This window comes from Dapis hubbardiae BLCC-M172, assembly GCF_050016015.1.
Classification (GTDB): Bacteria; Cyanobacteriota; Cyanobacteriia; order Cyanobacteriales; family Microcoleaceae; genus Trichodesmium.
On record NZ_JBNHEQ010000006.1, the window covers coordinates 30,656 to 38,813 of the forward strand.

3 protein-coding genes and 1 other RNA gene are annotated in these 8,158 nt (G+C 36.9%); 2 read left to right on the forward strand and 2 right to left on the reverse strand.

Going from position 1 to position 8,158, the window contains the following annotated elements:
• Positions 1-370 precede the first annotated feature (370 nt).
• Positions 371-765: a transfer-messenger RNA gene (ssrA, locus tag ACP6PK_RS00550) on the reverse strand.
• Between the two features lie 208 nt (positions 766-973).
• A complete protein-coding gene (locus ACP6PK_RS00555) occupies positions 974-2,773 on the reverse strand; it encodes a serine/threonine protein kinase (RefSeq protein ID WP_426556855.1) in 1,800 nt (599 codons plus the stop codon).
• 251 nt (positions 2,774-3,024) lie between these two features.
• On the opposite strand from ACP6PK_RS00555, the gene ACP6PK_RS00560 reads away from it, so the two are divergent.
• Both ACP6PK_RS00560 and ACP6PK_RS00565 read left to right on the forward strand, forming a co-directional pair.
• Entirely contained in the window at positions 3,025-4,389 is a 1,365-nt protein-coding gene (locus ACP6PK_RS00560; protein ID WP_426556857.1) for a lipid-A-disaccharide synthase-related protein, read from the forward strand.
• Positions 4,390-5,652: 1,263 nt separating this feature from the next.
• The coding region (locus ACP6PK_RS00565) for an ATP-binding protein (RefSeq protein WP_426556859.1) at positions 5,653-8,158 on the forward strand (2,506 nt) is incomplete at its 3' end.

Below are 8,158 nucleotides of genomic sequence, written 5' to 3' on the forward strand. Positions count from 1 at the left end.
GATAGTCATAGTCCCTTAGCCAATTTTGGCCAAGGGACTTTTTTTATCTATTGGAGCTTAGTTTAATTAAACTTATATTTTTTCTATTTACTATATTATTTTACAAACAGTAAGCCGATGGGTTTTACCCATCACTGGTGTTATACTACGTTTAGTAGATGCACCCTGATAGTTATTTGTCCCTTCGTCAATGTTGACTAAGGGGCTTTTATTTTTGCAGAGATGGGGGGATGGGGGGATGGGGAGATCGGGAGATGGGGGGATTAATAAAAGAAAATAAGGAAATACTGAACTGTATTAATTAATATAAAACCTACAAAAAACCGCTATCTGCTAAAAAAGCAGAAAACGGCTTTGAGATAGTTATACTTAATGGAGCATATGGGAGTCGAACCCATGTCCAAAATGGCTATTCACCCTTCACTCATTCACAGGTTTAGCTCTTTTTAACCCTCAGAGCTGGGACCATCCATTATCCCGGATGGCGGGATGCTCTGGTGAAGTCTTAACTAGCAGGAGACCAGAGGCACTTTGCTAGTGCATCCGTTGGGGTTAAGTCTGTAATCCTTAACGGAGTCAAATCACAGACGCTCGAACCTATAAGAGGTGTTTTCGCAATTAAGCTACAGCTACTTGCTTACGAGCAAAAGGTACAATGTTGTTTGCACTTATTATTTTTTGAGCCCAGGATTTCCGAGAGAAGACTCACTCTCGACCTGCATCACAAAGCAGATTTCACCACCCTGTCGAAACCGTTAATGCCCCGTGTGGTTATTCTTATATAATACATAATTATTTTAACTATGACAAGTCAATTTCTAATTTAGAATTTAGAAGTCAATTTTTTCCCTATTACCTGTTTAATAGACCTCTTGCCAAAATTTTAATTAAATCAATTCCAGAACTGAAATCAACAATTTTATCCCCCTATTCCCTATTCCCTATTCCCTATTCCCTATTCCCTATTCCCTGACTAATGTAAATCATCTTCCCAAACACCAATATAGACACGATTATCTTTACTACGCTCAATTAGACCTTCCAAATTACCTGTTTTAAACTCGTAGCGACTCATTTTACCATTGCGTACATCTTGTAGTCCTTGTTGAATGTCTGGAGTAATCCTCAGATTCAACATATTAGTAAAAGCTACTCTCACCATTCGGTTATCTATAGTATCTGCTACAGACAACTCAGTTTGTCGTAAGCGACGAGAATCTCGATCATATATATAGCCTAGAGTAATTTGATTAGGAAGTAAATCATAAATCACAGCCCTGGTATTAGGCCAATACCCACGCTCTTCAACTTTTGTAGGTTTTCCTAATAATTCTATTACCTTACTTTCTAATGTGCCTGGAGGTAAACCACGAATAATTGGCAGATCCATAATAGTAGAATTATCAATAGGATCGGAAGGAATATTATCTGGTAATACTAAGTCCAGAAGTGTTTTGGAAACTGAATCTTCAGGAGATGGAGCAGGTGTAGGACTTGGTTTAACTTTTGGTGGTGTAGGTGTAGGTTTTACCACAGGAGATGGAGCAGGTGTAGGAGTTGGTTTGACCTTCGGGGGGATAGGAGATGGGGTAGGTGTGGGGGCAGGGGTAGGAGTAAAAGTTGGTTGTGGGGTATTGCTAGGTTTTGGAGATGGGGTAGGTGTAGTTACTGGTGTTGGTATTGGACTGGGAGTTTGGGCAATATCTGATGGTTTTACGGTGGGAGAAGGTTGAGTAAGTTGAGTAGGTTGAGTAGGTTGAGCAATGGGAGGAGTAGAAGAATTCTGAGAGTTAAGCACTATTGCTGCTAATGCTCCTAACATTAGAGTAGCGATCGCTCCGAGTCCTCCCCACATCAAAACTTCTGGAGGTCTTTGTGTAGCAGGAAGATTTACATTAGCAACTTTTCCATTTCCCAATTTCTGAGCTGGATGGTTAGGTATTACCTGTATAGTTGAATTATTGGTAAGAGAATCTGATAAAAGTTTTAACCATTCATCCACAGTTTGAGGTCGGTGTTGAATATCTAAAGCCATACCCTGAAGCACTGCTTGATTAACAGCAGCGCTAAGTTGAGGTTGTAACTCACGCGGACTAGGCATTTCCTGTTGTACTCTCGTGGTTGCTGCTACTGGCAGTTGTCCAGTTAATAATGTATAGAGAGTAGCAGCTAAACCATATACATCTGTTGCTGCTGTGCGTTTTCCTTGAGCAAAATACTGTTCTGGTGGGGCATAACCATCTGAAACCAAATTAGTGTGAATCTGAGTTTTACCAGCAATAAACTCTCGCGCAATACCAAAGTCAATTAAAATTACCTCCTCAGTATCCTGACGCAACATAATATTTTGGGGTTTAATATCTCGGTGGAGCAAATTATTTTGATTTACTACCATCAAAGCATTCCCTATCTGACGAATATAATTCACAGCGATCGCTTCTGGTAGAGGTTGGCCACCAAATACAACTTCTGCTAAAGTCTGACCGGGAATATAGTCCATTACCATGTAAGGTTGACCATTTTCCACAAAAAAATCACTAACTCGGACAATATTAGGATGGACACATAAAGCAAGTCTTTTAGCCTCATCCTGAAATTTATGTTGAAATTCTGCAAAATTAGGATGTTGAGTTAGAGACTCATTGAGAGTCTTAATAACGACTGGTTGTCCTAAATAATTATGAGTAGCTTTGATAGTAATGCCAAAACCACCCCTTCCTAGTTCTTGTTCTAAGGTATATTTGCCCCCTTGTAGGTTTGGTGATATTTTCATTTTTCTTCCCCAATCTCTCTTTATCCTATTTAATAAGTCAATTTAGTATTCAGGAGTTTAGCTATATAGCCGAAGTCAAAAGTCATAACTCAGAAGTCAGAAGTTAAATTCTTGCTGTGACTATATTTGAAAGTATTCTCACAGTAATGGCAACTCCTATAAAAATAAATAGGCTAAATTGCATCTTAACTTCTACTACTTGTTCCCCATTCCCTATTCCCTATTCCCTATTCCCTATTCCCTTGAAATAAATGACCTTAAAAATACTTTGCCTGAGTAATGGTCACGGAGAAGATGCGATCGCAGTTCAAATTTTAGAACAACTCGAAAAATATCCTCTTCCTCCTAGTCTTGCTGCCTTACCAATAGTGGGAGAAGGACAAGCTTATAGCAAAATAGCTAGCCTCTCAATTATTGGCCCCCAACAAAGAATGCCTTCTGGTGGCTTTATCTATATGGATGGAAAACAGTTATGGCGAGATGTCAAAGGTGGTTTATTGAGAGTTACTTTTGCTCAACTAAAAGCATTAAGATATTGGATAAGTTATGAAACTAAGTTAGGTCATCAAGTAGTTATTTTGGCAGTTGGGGATATTGTCCCTTTATTATTTGCTTGGTTAAGTGGAGCGCCTTATGCTTTTTTAGGAACTGCTAAATCAGAATATCTCATTCGAGATGAAACTGAGCAACTTCCTGTCAAGTCTTGGGTAGAAAATTTCTTACTTTGGTCAGGATCGGTTTATTTTCCCTGGGAACGTTGGTTAATGAGTAGGGGGAAATGTAGAGCGGTACTTGCTAGAGATGAGTTAACAACAGAAATGTTAAGGAAAAAGTCTATTCGAGCTTATTATGTGGGAAACCCAATGATGGATGGTGTAGAGTTGGAGAGCGATCTGCAGGCAATATATCGTTCTGATGCTCAGATGTTAGGGATGCAAGGTCAAATAACAATTACTTTGTTACCAGGGTCTCGTTCTCCAGAAGCTTATGCAAATTGGGAAATTATTATTCAGGCAGTTACAGGGTTGTTGGAAACTTTCCCACAACAAAAGTTTTTGTTCCTAGGAGCGATCGCTCCTAATTTAGATTTGGAACCTTTTAGTACATTGCTCAAATCTTATCATTGGCGAGCTGAACGAGAAATTAAGACTCAGACTCAAAGTAGTATTTTACAAATGCCAACGGATAATCCTCAACCCACCTTTTTTTCTGGAGAAGGGAGTATTCATTTTCCTTTAAAATTGATTTCTCCGAATAGAAATGCAAGTATAATTTTAAATCAACAAGCTTTTGCAGAATTTGTACATCGGGGAGATTTAGCTATTGCTATGGCGGGTACTGCTACGGAACAATTTGTTGGTTTAGGGAAACCAGCGATCGCTATTCCTGGCAATGGTCCTCAGTTTACATCTGCTTTTGCGGAAGCTCAAAGTCGCCTTTTAGGAATTTCTTTAATTGTGGTCAAACATCCTAGAGAAGTTGCTGGTGTAGTTAAGTCTTTGTTAGATAACTCAGACCAACGACAGTTAATTACTCAAAATGGTTTTCGGAGAATGGGAAAATCAGGTGCATCTCAAAGAATTGCTAATTTTTTAATGGAGTTAAATTGGATATAGGAAACAATTAATAATTAATAATTAATAATTATTAATTATAGCAATTCTATTTGATTCGTGGCAAAAATATTACTGCTTTTTAGGCAACAGCTCATCTGGCAACAGGCAACAGGTAAGAGTTTCAAATTTTTTATTTACTTTTTAATTTATCGCAACCTATTTAGGATTGCTATACCTCTTATTATTAATAATTAATAATTACCTCTTCTTGTTAATAGTTGGTAATAATTCAGCCGTCAACTAATAGCTATCAGTTATTAACTTATTGTCAGTTAGGGGTGGAATTAGTATTGATAGTATTGAGAGGGAAAATACTTTTTTGACCGCTAATTATTAGGAAATAAGATTATATCAAATCCGCCAGATAATTATAGATATTACTGATAGTTGTAGATTGCAGGAAACGGATTTAATACAAGCAAAAAAAAGTAGTAAATAATTCTTGATTTTAGTCCTCAATCCTACTTACAATTGATAAAAATGATTTATTTCCTACAATTTATACCAATTAAAAAATAATAATACTACAAAATCAAGCTTATAGGCAACAAACAAAAGGGATTTGTAGGAATTATTTTCAGATATGGTAGTAATTATAATAATTAAATTTCCCTATTTGTAGCCACAATTTCTCATACCTAGTATTGTAAGCATTCCGCAGGAAATGCTTACCTAGTATTAATTATAAAATTTGCATAATTATATACATACTATTTCTCAGTAAGAGCGAAGTACCCTTGTATTTTTTATTTCCTATTGCCTATTACCAAAAAAAGAGGTTCAAAGCCTACTCTTTTAAGGGGATGAAAAGATAAAAGTTGATTATTTCAAGCCTCTGGGTTTCCGTTTGTCATACTGGGCAAACAGCCAGAGGTTATACCATTTCTCAAAAACTTTATCTATTTCAGAGTAGGGGAGTGTAGGGACGTTTTGCTGCGCAGCATTCCGGAACGGAAAACGCATTTTTGCCTGTGCAACGTCCGTACGGGAGAAGTAAAAATAAGGATAATAAAAGATTAAATTATCTCAAATCAGCAAAAAGGTAATTTTCCCAAGGTAATTACTTAATAACTGAAGTCTTAATCAAGTATAGCATTAATGCATGGGAATTGGTATTACTGATAACTGTTAACGAAGTTACGACCTTATGAGGCTAACTGAAATGACCTATTTCCTGAAACAAATGAATTTTGTACCTCACTCAGAAAAGCAAATATGATATAATTTAGTATCTCTAAAACTACAAAATTTGCCAAAATAAACATGGTTCTGCTACCTGGTTATCTAGTATTAGATCAAATCCATGAAAGTATGAATTCAGAAGTGTATCGCGCTATCAGGGAAGAGGATGCTCAAAGAGTTATTCTCAAAGTTCTCAAAGCAGATTATCCCACCTTATCCCAAATCACCCGTTACAAACAAGAATACGAACTAACTCGTAATCTGAACCTAGAGGGTGTAATTAAAGCTTATAGTTTAGAACAATATCAAATCATTATTTTAGAAGATTTTGGTGGAGAATCATTAAATATAATTCAAAAAAAATATCAATTTGACTTAGCAGATTTTCTTGATATTGCTATTAAAATTACTACTAATTTAGGACAAATTCACGCCGAAAATATTATCCACAAAGATATTAATCCAGCTAATATAATTTACAACCCCAAAACTAAACAATTAAAAATTATTGACTTTGGCATTTCTACAAGATTAACTAGAGAAAATCCCATACTAAAAAATCCCAATGTATTAGAAGGAACTCTTGCCTATATTTCCCCCGAACAAACAGGTCGCATGAACCGAGGAATTGATTATCGGACAGATTTGTATTCCCTAGGAGCAACATTTTTTCAACTACTCACAGGTGAGTTACCATTTAACACCAAAGATTCAGTAGAATTAGTACATTGTCATATTGCTCAACCAGTAAAATTTCCCATAATTGAAAGTAGAGAAATTCCTCAAGTTTTGCAGACAATAGTGTTAAAATTAATGGCGAAAAATGCCGAAGACCGTTATCAAAATGCTTGGGGATTAAAATATGACTTAGAAAAATGTAGAAAACAGTTAAATGCAACAGGAAAAATAACCGAGGTTGAGCTTGGGGAACGAGATGTATGTCATCACTTCCTCATACCAGAAAAACTCTATGGCAGGGAAAAAGAAGTACAAAGTTTACTCAATGCGTTCGAGAATGTGGCAAGTGGAACGACAGAAATGATTCTCGTGGCGGGGTTTTCTGGCATCGGCAAAACAGCTATAGTGAATGAAGTACATAAACCGATAGTCAGACAAAGAGGTTATTTTATCAAAGGAAAATATGACCAGTTCAACCGCAATATTCCCTTTAGTGCTTTCACCCAAGCATTTCGAGAGTTGATGGCTCAATTACTAAGTGAATCAGATGCCGAATTAGTCAAATGGAAAGCTAACATATTAGAAGTATTGGGGGAAAACGGACAAGTAATTATTGATGTAATTCCAGAACTAGAAAGAATTATTGGGGAACAACCACCAGTTCCGGAATTATCGGGTAGTGCAGCACAAAACCGCTTCAATTTGCTTTTCAGTAAATTTGTAGAAGTTTTTACTAAGCAAGAACATCCCTTAGTGGTTTTTCTAGATGACTTACAGTGGGCAGACTCTGCTTCGTTAAATCTGCTGAAACTCTTGATGAGCGATCGCAAAGCAGAATATCTGCTGGTGTTGGGAGCATATCGGGATAATGAAGTATTTCCTGCCCATCCATTAATGTTGATTTTAGATGAAATTCAGAAACAGGGAGCAGACATAAAGACTCTAACTCTAGCTCCTTTAGATGAAGTAAATATTACTTGTTTAGTGGCGGATACATTGATGTGTTCTGTGGAAATTGCTACACCATTAGCACAGTTAGTGTATCAAAAGACTAAAGGAAATCCATTTTTTATCACCCAATTTTTGCAGGGGTTATATGAGGATGGCTGGATTAGATTTAATGCCAAGGTAGGATATTGGCAATGCGATCTGACACAAGTGCGTCAATTAGCACTGACTGATGATGTAGTAGAGTTTATGGTAGAAAGGTTGCAGAAACTGCCAGAGACAACGCGGGATGTGATGAAACTAGCTGCCTGTATTGGCAACAAATTTGATTTAGCAACCTTGGTGATCGTGCGGAAAAAAACGCCAGGGGAGGTGGCAACAGATTTATGGCAGGGGTTGCGGGAGGGGTTTATTATTCCGGAGAGTGAAGTTTATAAGTTTTTTATGGGAGAGCAAAACCAGGAGAGGGAAATTAGAGATGTTTCGGTAGGTTATCATTTTTTGCACGATAGGGTGCAACAAGCAGCTTATGCTTTAATTCCCAACAAGGAAAAAGCCATATTTCATTACAATATAGGACAACTACTACTGCAAAAATTCTCTCTAGAAGCAAGAGAAGAAAAGATTTTTGAGCTAGTTAGTCAATTAAATTATGGAATATCTTTAATTACAGCACAAACAGAACGAGATGAAATAGCAAAGTTTAATCTGATAGCTTGTAGAAAAGCTAGAAATGCTACTGCTTATCAGGCAGGTAGGGAATATGTGAGGATTGGATTATCATTACTAGGAGAAAATGCTTGGTCTAGGCAATATGAAATGACTTTAGAATTCTATGAGTTGGGGACGGAATTAGCTGCTTTATGTGGTGATTTTGAGGCCATGGAACAGTTGATTGAGATAGTTATTGCCAATACCCGCTCTTTACCAGAACAAGTGAATGTTTATCGAATTAGAATAC

What these genes read in the sequence shown, in the direction of transcription:
- ACP6PK_RS00560 (WP_426556857.1), top strand. Translation starts at nt 3,025, where the DNA reads ATGACCTTAAAAATACTTTGCCTGAGTAATGGTCACGGAGAAGATGCG.
- ACP6PK_RS00555 (WP_426556855.1), bottom strand. Translation starts at nt 2,773, where the DNA reads ATGAAAATATCACCAAACCTACAAGGGGGCAAATATACCTTAGAACAA.